General features: G+C 66.3%; 15 protein-coding genes. 9 read left to right on the plus strand and 6 right to left on the minus strand.

All coding sequences use genetic code 11. The annotated features are described in order from the left end of the window. Positions 1-7 precede the first annotated feature (7 nt). On the minus strand, positions 8-412 hold the full coding sequence (locus ABLE94_RS23065) for an ester cyclase (protein ID WP_348806941.1): 405 nt from the start codon (positions 410-412) through the stop codon (positions 8-10). A 25-nt stretch (positions 413-437) separates the two neighbouring features. Further along, positions 438-1,241 carry an SDR family NAD(P)-dependent oxidoreductase gene (locus ABLE94_RS23070; protein ID WP_348806942.1) on the minus strand — a complete coding sequence of 268 codons (804 nt, stop codon included), beginning with the start codon at positions 1,239-1,241 and terminating at the stop codon, positions 438-440. A gap of 131 nt (positions 1,242-1,372) precedes the next feature. Between ABLE94_RS23070 and ABLE94_RS23075 the strand changes: the two genes are divergently transcribed. From ABLE94_RS23075 to ABLE94_RS23085, 3 genes are all read left to right on the plus strand, one after another. Continuing rightward, on the plus strand, positions 1,373-2,038 hold the full coding sequence (locus ABLE94_RS23075; protein ID WP_348806970.1) for a TetR family transcriptional regulator: 666 nt from the start codon (positions 1,373-1,375) through the stop codon (positions 2,036-2,038). A gap of 69 nt (positions 2,039-2,107) precedes the next feature. Beyond that, positions 2,108-3,184 carry a hypothetical protein gene (locus ABLE94_RS23080; protein WP_348810027.1) on the plus strand — a complete coding sequence of 359 codons (1,077 nt, stop codon included), beginning with the start codon at positions 2,108-2,110 and terminating at the stop codon, positions 3,182-3,184. A gap of 336 nt (positions 3,185-3,520) precedes the next feature. Beyond that, the gene (locus ABLE94_RS23085) at positions 3,521-5,209 is read left to right on the plus strand and encodes a plasmid pRiA4b ORF-3 family protein (RefSeq protein ID WP_348810028.1); all 1,689 of its coding nucleotides are present in this window, start codon (positions 3,521-3,523) and stop codon (positions 5,207-5,209) included. A gap of 154 nt (positions 5,210-5,363) precedes the next feature. On the opposite strand, the gene ABLE94_RS23090 is transcribed toward ABLE94_RS23085, so the two are convergent. Together ABLE94_RS23090 and ABLE94_RS23095 are read right to left on the minus strand one after the other, a co-directional pair. Then, positions 5,364-6,461, minus strand: coding sequence for an inositol-3-phosphate synthase (locus ABLE94_RS23090; RefSeq protein WP_348806945.1), 1,098 nt, complete (start codon positions 6,459-6,461; stop codon positions 5,364-5,366). Next, positions 6,454-7,182, minus strand: a complete 729-nt coding sequence (locus ABLE94_RS23095) for a PadR family transcriptional regulator (protein WP_348810029.1) — start codon at positions 7,180-7,182, stop codon at positions 6,454-6,456. The genes ABLE94_RS23090 and ABLE94_RS23095 overlap by 8 nt, the downstream gene beginning before the upstream one ends. Before the next feature lie 176 nt (positions 7,183-7,358). Here ABLE94_RS23095 and ABLE94_RS23100 point away from each other — a divergent pair, with 176 nt between their 5' ends. The 6 genes from ABLE94_RS23100 to ABLE94_RS23125 all read left to right on the plus strand — a co-directional run bounded on the left by ABLE94_RS23100 (position 7,359) and on the right by ABLE94_RS23125 (position 14,409). Further along, the gene (locus tag ABLE94_RS23100; RefSeq protein ID WP_348806947.1) at positions 7,359-7,748 is read left to right on the plus strand and encodes a DUF5318 family protein; all 390 of its coding nucleotides are present in this window, start codon (positions 7,359-7,361) and stop codon (positions 7,746-7,748) included. A gap of 173 nt (positions 7,749-7,921) precedes the next feature. Then, positions 7,922-10,258, plus strand: coding sequence for a transglycosylase domain-containing protein (locus ABLE94_RS23105; RefSeq protein WP_348806948.1), 2,337 nt, complete (start codon positions 7,922-7,924; stop codon positions 10,256-10,258). Then, complete coding sequence (locus ABLE94_RS23110) at positions 10,149-11,903, plus strand: glycosyltransferase family 87 protein (RefSeq protein ID WP_348806971.1); 1,755 nt, start codon at positions 10,149-10,151, stop codon at positions 11,901-11,903. The genes ABLE94_RS23105 and ABLE94_RS23110 overlap by 110 nt, the downstream gene beginning before the upstream one ends. 83 nt (positions 11,904-11,986) lie before the next feature. Further along, the gene (locus tag ABLE94_RS23115) at positions 11,987-12,712 is read left to right on the plus strand and encodes a hypothetical protein (RefSeq protein WP_348806949.1); all 726 of its coding nucleotides are present in this window, start codon (positions 11,987-11,989) and stop codon (positions 12,710-12,712) included. A gap of 107 nt (positions 12,713-12,819) precedes the next feature. Next, positions 12,820-13,767, plus strand: a complete 948-nt coding sequence (locus tag ABLE94_RS23120) for an 8-oxoguanine DNA glycosylase OGG fold protein (RefSeq protein ID WP_348806950.1) — start codon at positions 12,820-12,822, stop codon at positions 13,765-13,767. 69 nt (positions 13,768-13,836) lie between these two features. After that, a complete protein-coding gene (locus ABLE94_RS23125) occupies positions 13,837-14,409 on the plus strand; it encodes a hypothetical protein (RefSeq protein ID WP_348806951.1) in 573 nt (190 codons plus the stop codon). Between the two features lie 12 nt (positions 14,410-14,421). On the opposite strand, the gene ABLE94_RS23130 is transcribed toward ABLE94_RS23125, so the two are convergent. Next, entirely contained in the window at positions 14,422-14,997 is a 576-nt protein-coding gene (locus ABLE94_RS23130; RefSeq protein WP_348806952.1) for a GNAT family N-acetyltransferase, read from the minus strand. A gap of 10 nt (positions 14,998-15,007) precedes the next feature. Further along, positions 15,008-16,516, minus strand: coding sequence for a glycosyltransferase family protein (locus ABLE94_RS23135; RefSeq protein ID WP_348810030.1), 1,509 nt, complete (start codon positions 16,514-16,516; stop codon positions 15,008-15,010). Positions 16,517-16,534 lie beyond the last annotated feature (18 nt).

The raw sequence follows: 16,534 nt of genomic DNA on the forward strand, positions 1-16,534 counted from the left end.
GAGTCGGCTATTGCGTATCGATGAATGCCGTGGCGATGTCGATGCTGTCGAGGAAGACGCGCTCGCCGGTCACGTGCCCCGACTCATCGAAGGTGACCACGGCGATCATCTCCATGGATATGGTGCGGCCGGTGGCGGGGTGCCCCGCATAGGTTCCGTCGTGGGTTCCGTCGAAGTGGACGAGCATGGTTCCGGTGCGACCCTGGTCATCGAGCACTGTGATCGTCGCCCGGAGATCGGGGAAGCCTTCGAACAGGGCAATTTCGCGCGCGTAGAGTGCGTCGAGACCTTCTTGGGGGCCGGTCAACGGTGAGGTGTAGGTGGCGGGCTCGGCCCACAGGGCGACGACCGCATGCGCGTCGTGATTGTTGACCGCGGTTGCGGCGGCGTCGGCGAACTGACGCATGAACATGGTGGACTCCTTGCAGCAGATGGGGTTACGTAGTTGCGCTGGGTCGGACGGATCGCTCTGCGGCGGTGAGTGCGACTCGTATCGGTAGTCGGGGCGCGAGGTTGGCGAGCCATGCGTTGGAGCATCCGTCAACGACGCTGTGGGTACCGCGCGCCCACCCGGCGAGTGCGCTGTCGACGACGTCGTCGGGGTGTCGACGGTTGCCGAGGGATGCGTCGTCGCCGGCGGTATCGAAGAATTCCGTGTCTGTTGCTCCGGGACTCACGGCGAGGACCCGGACACCGGTGTTGCGGGTTTCGGCCCACACCGCGCGGGTGAAGGACAGCACGAAAGCCTTGGTGGCCGCGTAGACCGCCATGTGTGGGACCGGTTGATACGCGGCGGTACTGGCCACGTTGATCACGGTCCCGGCGTCACGGGCGAGCATGTCCGGCAACGCCAGCGCGGTCAGCTCCGCCAGCGTGGTGATGTTGAGCTGGGTTTGTGTTGTCACGGCCGCTACGGAACCGGCGCCGAGGTCACCGTGAATCCCGATACCGGCGTTGTTGACGAGCACATCGATCCTGATGTCTTGGTCCCGGAGTGCCTCCCAGAGCCGCACGGCCGCGCCGGGGGTGGCCAGATCACTCGGGAGGACGACGACAGCTGCCCCGTACTCGCGGCGCAGCTCGTCGGCGATTCGGTGCAGAGTCTCGGTCCGTCGGGCGACCAGGACAAGGGATGCCCCGGCCGCTCCGGCCCGGTACGCGAAGGCCCGTCCGATGCCCGACGATGCGCCGGTGATCAGAACGCTCTTGCCGGAAAACAGTTCTGTGGCCGAGTTGACCATCGAATGGACCTCCTAATTAAACCGACCGCGCGGTATTAATAATTACGTCCAAGTATTACACTCTCGAACGGCGGTAGCAATGGGCGATCGCAGAACGGAGGCGCACGGTGGGCGACGACGCGTCACCGCGCATGCCCGGTAGACCCCCCGGCCCCTCGCTGAAGGGGGCGGCCACCAGGCAACACATCATCGACACCGCGGCCGGGATATTCGCTGTTCGTACCTACGACCGTGCGCGAATGAGCGAGATTGTCGCTGCGACGGGTATGACCAAGGGCGCGGTGTACTTCCACTTCGAGAGCAAGGAGGCACTCGCGGTCGCAGTACTGGAATCCAAACACGAAGCGTGGATCACCGCGGTGGACAACAGCATTCGTACGATTGCCCCGGGTTCTGCCAGACTTGCCGCTCTGCTTCCGGCAATTGTCGATGTGCACCGTCGAGATCCCGATACCTGGTCGGTCTCCAAGTTGACCCGCAATCTCACGGAACTGGATTCCACCCATCGACGTGCGGCGGAACTGACGAATCGTTGGATCGATCTGGTGGCCACAGTGATTCGCGAGGCACAGCAGATCGGAGCGGTCTCACCGAACGTCGATCCGGCTATTGCCGCAACGGTATTCGTGGGAGCCTTCGACGGTGTGAAGGCGATCCACGACACCGTGTCCGTGGACGATGACGGCCCATTCACCGAAGCTGCGAGTTTTCTGAACGAGGCTCTGCTTCACTACATCGCCGGGCCGGAGCAGTGTTCGGTTGATCCACCGGCTTCCTCCGCCGACGTGGTCGATTGAGACGGAACGAGCAGTCGACGACCGCGGCTCCGTGCACGCCGTGGTCAGATCCCGCTACCGTCGAACACCATGCCGGACGATTCGACCGCAGACCGCACACGCTTCGACGACCTGCTCGCCGCACATGCACAGTGGGTGAAGGTCACCATTCCCGAGTTCGACGCCGATCGCACCGACCAGGTGACGCGACTCCTGCGGATCGCCTTCCGGGCGGCCGCCACGGCACATCCCGGCTTCGATCCGACCGCGTGGACGCATGCCGACGCCGATCTCCTGGTCGAGCTCGAGCGCGCCATGCAGGTCGAGTCACTTGCGACCACAGAGTTCGGTGGGGAGCTCGGCGTGGGACTCCACACGATGCTGGTGTTCCTCGGCGACCACGAGCAGTGGACGGGCACCACCGAATCGATGGCGTATGCGCGGGAGGCGCTGGATCGCACCATCACTGACCGCCTGCCCGAGGTCATCGAGGAAGAGAGGCGGGTCTACCTCGCCGTCGAACCCATGCGCAGCCTGCTGGAATTGCTTCGGTGGATCGGCAAGGGCCGCGACACCGACCCGCAGGGGCGATTCGCCGTCGAGAGGGAAGATCTCGACGCGCATCTGCCGATGCCCGACTCGCTCACCGGCGAACTCTGGCGATTCGCGCTACGCCGCGATCTGATCAGCGCCGGAGGCGGAAAGGTGCATCGCGGTGCGGCGGCGTCGACGTGGCGGGGTGATCGACCGCCGATCGGCGACATCCGCGAGGCGATGGCGGACTGGATCGCCTATCGCCTCGACTCGAACAGTGCGGCGCTCTTTCCGAAAGAGGAAGAGCAGCTGCGCGATCTCGTCCACCAAGCGCTGGGCCCCAACCCGCCCGACGTCGCGCACTTCGAATCGCGACTCGAGGAGTTCGATCCTGACGAGTTGCCGGAGGACGACCCCGACTTCTACGCCGACCCCAACCGGGTCCGGGCCGCCCTCGACGAGTTCGTGGCCGAAGGGTGGATCCGCTTCGAGGGCGGGAAATGGTTTGTGCCCGAAGAGCTTTACATCCGTGTGCGCGCGGGGCTGAAAGAGCTCGATCACATGCAGTATCGGCGTCGTGAGGAACGCCGTGAGCGCAAACGCCGCGGCCGAGGTCGCGGTCGGCGGTGGTGAGCGCGCCACTCATCGGTGTTCACCCGACCGACGTTCGGTCAAGCCGAAACGTCGGGAGCGTGGGAACGCACGTTCTCGATTTCAGTTCTCTTCGTGGGGACTTTGACCGAATCGGGCGAGAGCTCACTTGTCGATCATCGTCAGGCACATCGCGAATGAGAACATCGCCCATCATCCATACCTCCCGGCCGCTCTCAAGGCTATCTCGACGGTGCAGAACGACAACGCGAACCCGTCACCGCCATCGCGCGCAGTGAGCTCCGCAGGATTCGCCCCCGCAATGCACCCGATGATCACCGTCGTCAACGGTCCCATCAGGCACTACGATGTTCCCCGATGGGTTCCAAGGACAAAGGTAATCGCGGTGCCAAGCGGACCGAGAAGTCCCGCAGGCGGGGCAACCGCCGCGCCGGCAACGTCATACCGATCCGACGCGACAGCGCGAACGTGGAGAGGCTGCTCCCCGCGTTCGATGAGTGGCTCGACGAGACCGGGCAGGACGACGACGCCGAGCGTGAGGGGCTGGTCCTCTCCGCGTTCGCGGTGGTCCGGGCGCTGGAGGGCACCGGCCCCGCATTCTCGATGACCAGCTGGGTTCTCGACGACGTCGACCGCGCCTATTCCTTTGCCGAATACATGGACGAGCAGGATGACGGCCCGTCGGCGGTGCACCTGATCCTGGCAGCACGGATGTTCGTCGACTTCCTGGTACAGACATCGCGCTGGACCGGCACGCCGGTCTCCGCCGACATCGTGCTCGACGCCCTCGACGGCTGGATCGAAGACCACACCGGGATGGGGCACCCCGACATCCCGGAGGTGGACGCCGTAGACGAGTACGCGGCTCTGACGGCCACCCGCACCATCGGCCACCTCGATGTGCTGCTCGAATGGATCGGGACGGAGAAACCCACCACGGCGAACCGGTGGCTCAAGCCGGCGCTGCTTCCCGACCTCGTCCGCGATCTCGACATGGGGTTCGGCAGTGCCGTCACGTCGATGAGCCAGGATCCTCTGCTCTCCGAATTGTGGGAGCTGGCACAGGCTCTCGGCCTCATCGAGGTGAACACGGTGCGCGTTCGTCCGGGGCACGCTGCGCAGTTGTGGCGCAGCTCAAATGGACTCGATCTTCGGAGAGCAGCTCTGGCGGCGCACGTCGCCCACACCCTCGCCGGCACCTCGAGCGACCCTGCCGCCGCGATGATCGTGTCGCGGGTGATCTACCAGGGGATGACGCCGATCCGGTTCCCGAAGGACTCCTTCGACGGCGAACCGGCCGAACCGATCATGCGCACTGCCACCGCCATCGCGCGTCTTCGCCTCCACGACATCGTCGACGATGGGTGGCTCACCCTCGACGCCCAGGGCTGCTACATCGTTCCCCCGGAATTGAGACCGGCTGTGTCGCAAGGATTTCCCGATGAGCGGAATCCGGATCTGATGCCCGAGGCCGGCATGCTCACATTGCGTGTGGATATGCCCGACATCGATCCGCCGGTGTGGCGTCGGGTCCGGGTCGCGTCGATGGTCGGTCTCGCGGACATGCACCAGATCCTTCAGGTGGTGATGGGATGGCAGGACCACCACCTACACCAGTTCACCTCACCGTGCGAGGGGCACGTCCATCGGTACATGCCCGGTGAGGCACTCGAGCGGGGCTACGACGTGGCCCCGGGCACCGAGTCCGAGGACGACATGTCCATCGGCGACCTCCTCGGTGAACCCGGCGCGGAACTGTTCTACGAGTACGACTTCGGCGACGGCTGGGAGGTACGCATCGTCGTCGAATCGATCGATCCGGAAACCGATGAGGATCCCATCGCGGCGGTCCTCGACGGCTCCGGCACAGCGCCTTTCGAGGATTCCGGTGGTCCGCCGGGGTGGGCCGATCTCGTCGCCGCGATCAACGATCCGGCATATCGGCGCCACGAGGAGCTCCGCAACTGGGCCGGGTTGCCGCCCGGGGTGAGCTTCGATCCGACGGCCTTCGACGTGGTGGGAGTCAATCGCGCACTTCGGGTGTGAGGGCCCGGCCACTCGCACATCCCGGTCGATGATCACCCGGCCGCTGCGCACAATGCCGACCGATCCACGCCCCGAAACGACCGTCGCCCGCGAGTGAGAACTCACTCGCGGGCGACAATCATGTTCGCGGACAACCGAATTGGCTGTCAGTTCGTCAGGCGTCGGCTCCGATGATGAACGCCTCGAGCTGCTGACGCGCGATGTCGTCGGCGATCTGCTCCGGCGGGCTCTTCATCAGGTAGGCCGAGGCCGGCAGGATCGGGCCACCGAGGCCGCGGTCCTTGGCGATCTTGGCCGCACGCACGGCGTCGATGATGATGCCGGCCGAGTTGGGGGAGTCCCACACCTCGAGCTTGTACTCCAGATTCAGCGGAACGTCACCGAAGGCGCGACCCTCGAGGCGGACGTAGGCCCACTTGCGGTCGTCGAGCCACTCGACGTGATCCGACGGTCCGATGTGGACGTTCTTGTCCTCGACCTTGCCGGCGAGCGAGCCGGTCAGGTTGGAGGTGACGGCCTGGGTCTTGGAGACCTTCTTGGACTCCAGACGCTCACGCTCGAGCATGTTCTTGAAGTCCATGTTGCCGCCGACGTTGAGCTGGTAGGTGCGGTCGAGGGCGACGCCGCGATCCTCGAACAGCTTGGCCATCACGCGGTGGGTGATGGTCGCGCCGACCTGGCTCTTGATGTCGTCGCCGACGATCGGCACACCGGCCGCACGGAACTTCTCGGCCCACTCGGGGTCGGAGGCGATGAACACCGGCAGGGCGTTGACGAAGGCGACCTTCGCGTCGATGGCGCACTGGGCGTAGAACTTGTCGGCCTGATCCGAACCCACCGGGAGGTAGCTGACCAGGACGTCGACCTCGGCGTCCTTGAGGATCTGCACGACGTCGACACCGTCGCCGTCGGCCTCGGTGATGGTCTCGCGGTAGTACTTGCCCAGGCCGTCGAGGGTGTGGCCGCGCTGCACGGTGACGCCGGTCGGCGGCACGTCGGCGATCTTGATGGTGTTGTTCTCGCTGGCGAAGATCGCGTCGGACAGGTCGAAGCCGACCTTCTTGGCGTCGACGTCGAACGCGGCGACGAACTCCACGTCACGCACGTGGTAGGGGCCGAACGTGACGTGCATCAGACCGGGAACGGTCGAGTTCTCGTCGGCATCCTTGTAGTACTGCACGCCCTGGACCAGGGATGAAGCGCAGTTTCCTACGCCCACAATGGCCACGCGCACCTTATTGGGCTCACCCATGGTCGGGTTCTCCTCTTTCTTGTCGGGTCGCAGCGCTGGGCTGTGACACGGGGGTTCGGCCGAGCTGGTCACGCTCGGTTTCTTCCTGACCCTTCGCACCGGTCGTCGACGACGCGGCGTGCGGGAAATCTGTGGGGGTGGCCGACTCGCTCGGCTGCGATTCGGCGGGGTTCGGCTGTACCTCGGCGGCCCGCGGCTGAGCCTCAGAGGCTTCCGCGGCGATCAGCTCGTTGAGCCAGCGCACCTCGCGTTCGCTGGATTCGAGGCTGAGTTCGTGCATCTGCCGGGTGTAGCGGTCGGAGCTGCCGGTGGCGCGTCCGACGAGTTCGCGCAGTCCCTCGCGGCGTTCCTCGACCTGCCGGCGACGGCCCTCGAGGATGCGCATCCGCGCCACCGCCGGGGTGCGGCTGAAGAACGCCAGGTGCACGCCGAAGCCGTCGTCGGTGTAGTTCTGCGGCCCGGTGTCGGCGACGAGCTCGTTGAACCGGACTCGGCCGGCGTCGGTGAGCTGATAGACGCGGCGTCCGCGACGCACCTTGGCCCCCGACGGGGCGCTGGCCTCGTCGATCAGGCCGTCGGCCTGCATGCGACGCAGCGTCGGGTACAGCGAGCCGTAGGAGAACGCGCGAAACGCACCGAGCAGCCCGGTGAGACGTTTGCGCAGCTCGTAGCCGTGCATCGGGGATTCGATGAGGAGACCGAGGATCGCCAGTTCGAGCACCGACGCCTCCCTTCGCTCCGTGTATCGCCGACACTGATGCAACAACACCTCGTGCCGATGCATTTCCCAATGTATCGCACCGATATAAAAAGTGTCGAGTTGGTGCACAGCGGGTGGACGGCAGGCCGAGACGGTCACGCCAACGTCGTCCGGGTGGACCACGTACCCTGGTTCACGTGCAACGCCAGATCGTCGACTACGCCCTGCAGCGGCGAGCGCGGCTGTCCGCGGTGCACTCCGGGCGGGTCGCGGTGTCCGAGGTCTGCGACGCCGGCCCGTATCTGCTGCGGGCCGCCAAGTTCCACGGGCGTACCACCCCGACGCTGTGCCCGATCTGCCGCAAAGAACAGGTGACGTTGGTCTCCTGGGTGTTCGGCGAACGGCTGGGCCAGGTCTCGGGATCGGCCCGCTCGGCCGAGGAGATCGCCCGCCTCGATGCCAGCGCCGAAGAGTTCTCCGTGCACGTCGTCGAGGTGTGCCGCACCTGCAGCTGGAACCATCTGGTCCAGTCCTACGTTGCCGGTCTGCCCCCGCGCTCTCAGCGTCGTCGCAGGGTCGCCAAGTAATACTTGTCGCCGACGAACCCAGTATCTTCGTCGGCGATGCGCCATGTCGTGCGCCGGTGACGCTTTTGGCAGGGCAGTGGAGATGAGTCAGAGTGGACAGCGGTGAAAATGCCGACAAGTAGTGTGAGGAACGTCGAGCCGATGATGGACGCGGTTCAGTGGGAGGACCTGCGATGAGCGAGTCACGCGAGACGACGACGTCGCGACGCACCCGCCCCGACAAGACGGGCGACACGACCCGCTCCCGTCAGCGGATCGTCGCCTGGGTGGTCGGCGCGATCGGCCTGATCGTGCCGACGATCGCCCTGGTCGCCGTGATCGGCTTCCTCATCGCCTACGCGACGGCGACAGTGCCCAGCCCCGGTGACATCAAGCAGAACCAGGTGGCGACCATCGTCAACGCCAAGGGCAAAGAGATCGCCAGGATCGTGCCGCCGGAGGGCAACCGCACCGATGTCGGCATCAACGACATCCCGAAGTCCCTGCAAGAAGCGGTGATCGCCGCCGAGGACCGCGAGTTCCGCACCAACGACGGCTTCTCCGTCCGGGGCCTCTCCCGCGCCGTGTGGGGTCGCGTCACCGACAACGATCTCGCCGGCGGCGGATCGACCATCACCCAGCAGTACGTCAAGAACGCGCTGGTCGGTGACGAACACAGTTACGAACGCAAGCTGCGTGAGCTGGTGATCGCCACCAAGATGTCGAGCGAGTGGTCCAAGGACGACATCATGGCCGCCTACCTCAACACCATCTACTTCGGTCGCGGTGCCTACGGTGTGGCCGCGGCATCACAGGCCTACTTCCGCAAGGACGTCAAGAACCTCACCCCCGCCGAATCGGCCGTGCTGGCCGCGGCGATCCGCTCACCCTCGTACTACGACCCGGCGGTGAACGAGGACGCGGCGGTGGGCCGCTGGAACTACGTCCTCGACGGGATGGTGCAGACCGGTGCGCTGACCCAGGCCGACCGTGCCGCGATGGTGTATCCGAAGGTGCCCGCGCCGCCGACGGCCACCGGCGAGACCACCGGACCCAACGGCCTGATCAAACGCCAGGTGCTCGCCGAACTCGCCGACCTCGGGATCTCCGAGCAGCAGGTGAGTACCGAAGGACTCAAGATCACCACGACGATCGACCCGCAGGTGCAGAACGCCGCCGTGCAGGCGGCGTGCCGGGCGAACGCGATCTACCCGTGTGAGAACGGCGTCCTCAACGGCGAGCCCAAACAGATCCGCAGTGCCGTGGTGTCGATCGACCCGAAGACCGGCGGGGTCCTGGGCTACTACGGCGGCGACGACGCCCAGGGCTGGGACTACGCGCAGGCCGGTCTGCAGACCGGATCGTCGTTCAAGGTGTTCGCACTGGTCGCGGCTCTCGAACAGGGTGTTCCGCTGTCCAAGGTGTACTCGAGTGCCCCGTATTCGATCCCGAACACCGACATCACCGTCGAGAACTCCGACGGTGAGAGCTGCGGATCGTGCAACCTCGCGACCGCGATGAAGATGTCGCTGAACACCGTCTACTACCGCCTGATGATGGATCTCGATCACAAGGCGCAGGACGTCGCAGACGCCGCGCACGCCGCCGGTGTGGCCGAATCCTTCGGCGACACGGCCAAGACCCTGCAGGAGGCCAACGGCAGCGTCGAGGGTGGTGTGGTGCTCGGGCAGTATCCGTCGCGTGTCATCGACATGGCCTCGGCGTACGCCACCCTGGCCGCGTCGGGCATCTACCGCGCGCCGCACTTCGTGCAGAAGGTCGAGACCTCCAGCGGTGAGGTGCTCTACGAGCGTCAGCCCGATGCCGGAAAGCGGGTGTTCCCGGCCAAGGTCGCCGACAACGTGACCGCGGCACTCGAACCGATCGCGGCCTACTCCAACGGCAACTCGCTCTACGACGACGAGCTCGGCTCGCGTCCGTCGGCGGCCAAGACCGGTACCGCGCAGCTCGGCGACACCGGCCAGAACAAGGACGCCTGGATGGTCGGCTACACCCCGCAGCTGTCCACCGCGGTGTGGGTCGGTACCGACCGCGGCACCGCGCTGGTGAACTACGGCGGCGCGTCGGTGTACGGCAGCGGTCTGCCCGCGCAGATCTGGAAGAAGACGATGGACAACGCCCTCTCCGGCGACCCCATCGAACAGTTCCCGGAGCCGGCCGCCGTCGGTGGTCAGGCGGGTGTCCCCTATGAGCCGCCGCCGACGACGTACAACACCGAGTATCCGACGACGCGTGCGCAGCAGCCGTCGATCCCGCGCCTTCCCGGCGCCGGTCAGGACGGCAATCTGACGGTTGCACCCGGCATCACCATCCCGGTACCCGGCGGTGGCGGTGGCACCAACAACGGCGGTGGCGGCACCGGCAATGGTGGTGGCACCGGTAACGGTGGCGGTACCGGCAATGGTGGTGGCACCGGAAACGGTGGTGAGACCGGCGGCGGAGATACGGGCGGTACCGGCGGCGGCGGTGACTTCGACAACGGAGGAGCGGTCCCTGAGTCCGGCGGCTGACGCGGATTCGCGCCGGCCCGATGACGCCGACGGCGGCCCGGACGAGAGTCCGGCACCGCTCGCCGAGGACCTCCGGGTCGACACCAGGCGGCTGATCCCGAGCCATCAGGATCCCGTCGTCGCCGAGGCGTCCCGAGTGGTCGGCGGACCGCTCGGCGTGCACGCCGCGGTGGGGCGCAGCCGCAACTGGACGCCCATCCGCGTGCTGTTCCTGCTCGCCCTGTGCACGCTCGCGTTGGGCTGGTTCGGCAAGGCCGGCTGCCTGCAGCAGAAGCAGGTGGTGAACCCGGCGCCCGGCGCGGCGACGTTCACCCTCGACCACGACGATCAGCGGCTGTTCACCGACCTCTGCTACTCCGATGTGCTGCAGCTCTTTCCGGCCGAGCAGCTCGACGACGTCACGACTTTCCCGTACCGCACGTCGTGGACCGAACCGGAGAACGGCGTCGAGACCACCCGGTACATGGAGTACCCGGTGCTCACCGGGATGTACATGTACGGCGTCTCCCGCATCGCGCTGCGGTGGTCGCAGGCCATGGACAGCTGGGGGATTCCCGGAGCCCTGCCCGCGGTGCTGTACTTCGACCTGGCCGCACTGGGGTTGGCGCTGTTCTGGCTGGTGACGATCTGGGCGACCGCGTTGACCGCACGAGCGCGCATCTGGGCGGCCTGGGTCGCCGCCGTCTCACCGCTGGTGATCGTGCACGCCTTCACCAACTTCGACGCCATCGCCACCGCGTTCCTCGCCGTCGCGATCCTCTGCTGGGCGCGCCGGAAACCGTGGCTGGCAGGCCTATTCATCGGTCTGGGGGCCGCGGCCAAGTTCTATCCGGTGCTCGCCCTGGTGGTGTTGTTCGTGCTGTGCCTGCGCACCGGGAAGCTCCGCGACTTCGGTGCCGCCGCGCTGGCTGCGCTGGCCGCGTGGCTGGCGGTCAATCTGCCGATCCTCCTGCGGTATCCGCAGGGCTGGTACGAATTCTTCCGGCTCAACTCCGACCGCAATGCCGACTCCGACACGCTGCTGCGGCTGGCGGCCAAGGCGGTCGGGGTGCGCTGGAATGTCGATGTCCTCAACGTCGTCTCGTTGGGGTTGATGATCGTGGTCATCATCGGTATCGCGGTGGTGGCGCTGACCGCGCCGACCCGCCCGCGGGTCGCGCAGCTGTTGTTCCTGATCGTGGCGGGCTTCCTCCTCGTCAACAAGGTGTGGAGTCCGCAGTACTCGCTGTGGCTGGTTCCCCTTGCGGTGCTGGCCATCCCGCACACCCGGCTGCTGCTGGCATGGATGACCGTCGACGCACTCGTCTGGATTCCGCGGATGTCGCTGTTCATCGACCCGTCGCGAAAGTGGTTGCCGCAGGAATGGTTCACCACGATCATCATCATCCGGGCACTGTTCGTGATCGCCCTGTGCGCCATCGTCCTCTGGCAGATCTACCGCCCGGAGAACGACCTGATGCGTCGCGACAACGAGGGCAACGACCTCGATGACCCGGCCGGCGGCGTCCTCGACGGCGCGCCGGATCATCGTGTGTTCACCCGGCCCCGGCACGACGACGACGCCGACGCTGAACTGCCCGCGATGACCGGAAGCGGTGGACCATCGTGGGGCCCGGCGCCAGACACCGACCCGCACCGACGTTGACAGCTCTCTCTCCCACGTTGACAGCGCTGTATGTCACTGACGGCGCTTTCCCGACGCCGACGGCGATCGGGTACAACACAGACATGGACGATGCCGGGGCGACCGGCCGCATGACGGGGGTGCGGCCCGCGGTGGCGTACGCCGGTGTCGTGGCGTTCGCTGTCGGTGCCGTGATCCTGGTGTCGCTGTCGGTTGCGGTCGCGTTCATCCCGACGGCGACCGTGGCACATGCGTTCGGATTCCTGCTCTTCGGACTCGCGTTGGGAATCTTCGTACTGGCCATCGTGGCCCGAATGGGTCGGGGACATCACCTTTTTCGCACCGTCCCTGTGCGCGCGACGAGTTTTCGACGCAACAACTGGCCCATCGTCGAGCGCGGGTTCTACGTCGCCTTCTGCACGCTGATGGTTGTGGCCGTCTGGTGTCTGGCCGTTGACGCGAGTGATCGGACCATTGCCCTCGCCGGTAGCCTCGTCGCCGGCGGTGGCGCGGTCGCCGGTGCCGTGGCCGCCTACCGGGCCTGGAGGTCCGATGCCCGCATCGTCCTGAGTACCGAGGGCGTTCAGTGGGTGGACATGAACGGACGCGATCACCTCATTCCCGCCGAGGTGATCGGGTCCTCGAGGTTCGAATTGCTCCGCAACGGCATGCTTCATATCGAGGTCGGTGCACCGGGATCGTCGTCGACCGAGGGAAAGCGGTTGTGTCTGCTCGACTTCGGACCCGACCTTCCGACCCTCGCCTCGGCGCTCGAGGATCACCTGGTGCAGCACGGTGGACAACTGGTGCGCGTCAACCGTTTCCGCTGACGCCGCAGACGACGACGCCGCCGACCACGACGAGGCCCCGACGCACTCGCTCCACACCCACTGAGATTCGATGGAACCGTGGAGCCTGCTTCTGCGTCCAACCCACCATGACGCATACAACCCTTCCCGTTCCCGCCGACCTCACCGCATGGCTCGCCGAGGCCGATCGCACCGCGCAGCTTCTCGCCGACAAGGTCTACATCGACCGACATTGGTGGACAGCCGAACTCGTCGAACGCAACTTCCCCGACGTCATCTGTGGCGACTGGGTCGGCCGAGAGGACCTGTTTCGCCTCGGTGCCGCCGCGGTGAACTCCCCCGACGACGCCATCGCGTTGCTGTGGAACACCATCGCGTTCTGCGTCGGGCGCAAGACCACTGACACCAAGAAGCGCATCACGGCCGTCAGCGTCGACCGGCAACGATTGGGTGCACTGCTGCAGACCGCGGCGATCTGCGGCCGCGAGGATCCGGCCGCCGCGTACGAGATGCTGCGACCATCCCAGGGCGGCAACAAGATTGACCGCTTCGGGCCCGCGGGATTCACCTGGTACCTCTACTTCGCGGGTGCCGGTGAGGTGACGCATCCGAGTCAGCCGCTCGAGGCGCCGATCGCCCGTGCCCTGAAACGTGCGGGATGGCACGACCTCCACGCAACCACCTGGACCCCACAGGAGTACGCCGACTACTGCGCACTCGTCGGTCGATGGCGCGACGAAACCGACGCGGACCGCAACGACGTCATCGTGCGCGGTCTGGTGTCGACCGCACCACCGACCGGATGGGACCACCCGTGGCAGAACTTCGAACGCGACTCCTGGCCTCGCGACGGCTGGGTTCCGGGACCTCTCAACTCCGCGGAACTGCGTCGAATCTTCCACTGGCTCGGCATGTTCGCGACTCTCTATCCGATGTCGCCGGTGGCGCAGGACTTCTCGCGACTCGGCCGCAAGATCTCGACGTCCCTGCACGGCGATGTGGGTGCCCCGCCGTATCCGCGCGGCGACGACGAGGGGCCCGCACGGTATCGCGATCAGTGCTACCCCGACTACTGACGAGGTTCGGTCCAGCGTGTCGTCGCCGATCCGCACGTGTGGACCACATGAGTCGCGCAGAATGTGGCCATGACCGCGAAACAAACCGGAGTGCGGTCGTCGCACGAGGGCTCCACGCAGTCGGGTTTCACGCAGGCGGGGTCGCCGCGTCGACGCCGACTGGGATTCGTCGTCGGCCTGACGCTCGGGGCGGCCGTCGTGCTCGTCGTCGTGGGGTCGGTCTGGGTGGTGGTGACACACCGCGATCAGGGTGACGCCGGCCCGTCCGATGCCGACTACGTCGCCTTCGCCCGGACGTTTGCGGTCGACGTCGCGACGGTCACCGGCGGTGATGTGTCTCAGCCGCGGGCCGCGCTGACCCGTACGTGCGAGGGGTCGCCGGCGCGCGGTCAGCTCCAGGCGAACATCACCGACACCGAGAACGCCATCACGAACTCACCCAACCTGACGACGAAGCCGGTGGGCACGCCGGAGGCGACCATCGACACCGCACGCCGAACCGACACGGAGGTGCCGCTGGATCTGACGATGACGGTGGCGATCTCCGACTACGTCGGTGAACCGACGACGACCACTCGCGAGTTCCTGATCACCTTGCGACCGGGAACCACTCCCTGCGTGTGGAATGTCGCCGGCGTCTGACTGCGCACAACGTCAAAGTCGCGCGCGCAAAGCCTCTTTCGCCGCCGGCCAATCGTCGTCGATCATCGCGTACTGAGCGGTGGTGCGCCATCCGTCGCCGAAGCGCCGATGCTTGCGCAGCAACCCCTCGAATGTCGCACCGAGTTTGGTGATCGCCGCCCGGGACTGGGTGTTGTTCTCGTGGGTGTGCCACACCAGTCGCACGGCCCCGCAGCGCTCGAAGGCGTGCGACATCAGCAGGTACTTGGCGGTCGGGTTCACGGCGGTTCCCTGCACTCGTTCGCTGTAGAAGGTGTACCCGATGGCGCAGGCCAGGTTGGGGGAGTCGATGTCGTAGAAGCTGGTGGATCCGACGAGCGTGCCGTCGGAGTTGTCGATGACGGCGTAGGCGACGCGACGTTCCGGGTTGGCGTCCGCGGCGGTGATCCACTCGCGGGCGGCGTCGACGCCGGTGGGGATGCCCGGTGACCAGCGGAATCGGCCCGGGTCACCCACCACCCGTGCCAGTGCGGGGGCGTCGTCGACGGTGAAGGGACGCAACGTCACCCGATCGCCGACGAGCGCGTCGGTGCCCAACCAGCCACTCATACAACCACTCTCATGCGTCTTCCCGGATGCGGTCGCCGGGTCCGACGTCGTCGGGTTCGGGTGGATCGTACGGCGCCGGAACCCGGCGGCGACCGATCGAGGCGAGCGGTTCACGCATACCGGCATGAACGAACGCCCAGATGAGATACACCAGCAGGACGGCATGCACCCACACCCCGACGTTGACGCCGGCCATCACCCACCACTTCATCGGCTCACCCGACACGTAGATGCCGAAGAGCCGGAAGATGGTGGTGTCGAGGATGAAGTCGGCGATCAGATACAGCACGATGACCGGCCACCGGACCCGCAGGAGCACGAAGAAGGGGAGAATCCACAGCGTGTACTGCGGCGAGTGCACCTTGTGGAACACCATGAAACCGGCGAGCATCGCGGCACTGACACCGATCCACGGGTACACCCCGGTCCGGTGGCGCAGCCGCCACCCCAAATAGACCGCCACCACAAAGGAACTCAGGATCAGGATCGGTGAGAGCACACCGACCAGCGAGTTGTAGGTGTCGGTCTGGCCGCCGGTCAGGTGGCGCAGTCCCCAGTACCAGATGGAATTGGTGTCGAGGTCGGCGCGACGTTTGCCCTGGAAGGTGGTGGCGGCGCGCCAGCCCTCGTAACCGAGCAGCATGAACGGCAACTGGATGAGGATGACGGTGATCGCGGCGGCGGCGGCCACCCAGGCCGCCCCGACCCAGTCCAGCGGTCCACGCGTTGGCGTCGACGCGTCCTCGTCGGATCGGCCGGAGCCATCGGGGTCGTCGGAGCGCGTGAATCCGCCGCGCGTCAGCACATACAGCGCGAGCGGTAGCACGAAGAACCCGGGATAGAGCTTCAGGCAGAATCCGACGGCGAGGACCACTGCGGCGAGAATCGCGCTGGTGCGCAGCGTCATTCGTCGTCGTCCGGTGACCGGATGGATGCTCGCGCCCCATGCCATCACGGCCACCGCACCCACTGCGGTTGCCACCACGGGCAGTTCCCAATTGTGGAAGGCGTAGAGCACCAGGGGCGGAGTGAGCGCCCACCACAACACATTCCAGCGGGTCAGCACCGCGAGCATCGCCGTGATGAGCAGTCCGAAGGGGGCGATCAGCACCACCGAGTGTCGGAAGAACTCGAGGTCGGTGTGTGCGCCGATGGCGCCGAGCCACATGAACAGGCCGGAGAGCACCGGGTATTCGACGGCCCCGCCGAAAAGTTGTCCATCGGCGCCGATGCCGCCGTGGATATAGGGGAAGACGTGGTTGTTGATGTCACGCCCGATCCACAGGTACATCAGGTCCGAGTAACAGGGGACCACGGCGTCGGGGTCGCCGACGGGCCAGCGGTGACTGCGGCCGTCCGGGAAGAACGGCGGACCACCGCACGCGGCCTTGACTTTGTAGCTCCAGAACATCAGCAGCAGGGTGGTCAGCAGTGACACCGTCAGGATCAATGCCAGATCCCCGCGACGAGACAACGTGACGCGCCCGTAGCGGAACGTCGTGCTCAGGCGGTCGGACATGGGCTACAGGGTAGGGGA

The organism is Gordonia sp. VNK1 (assembly GCF_040049135.1).
In the GTDB taxonomy this organism is placed as follows: Bacteria; Actinomycetota; Actinomycetes; order Mycobacteriales; family Mycobacteriaceae; genus Gordonia; species Gordonia oleivorans.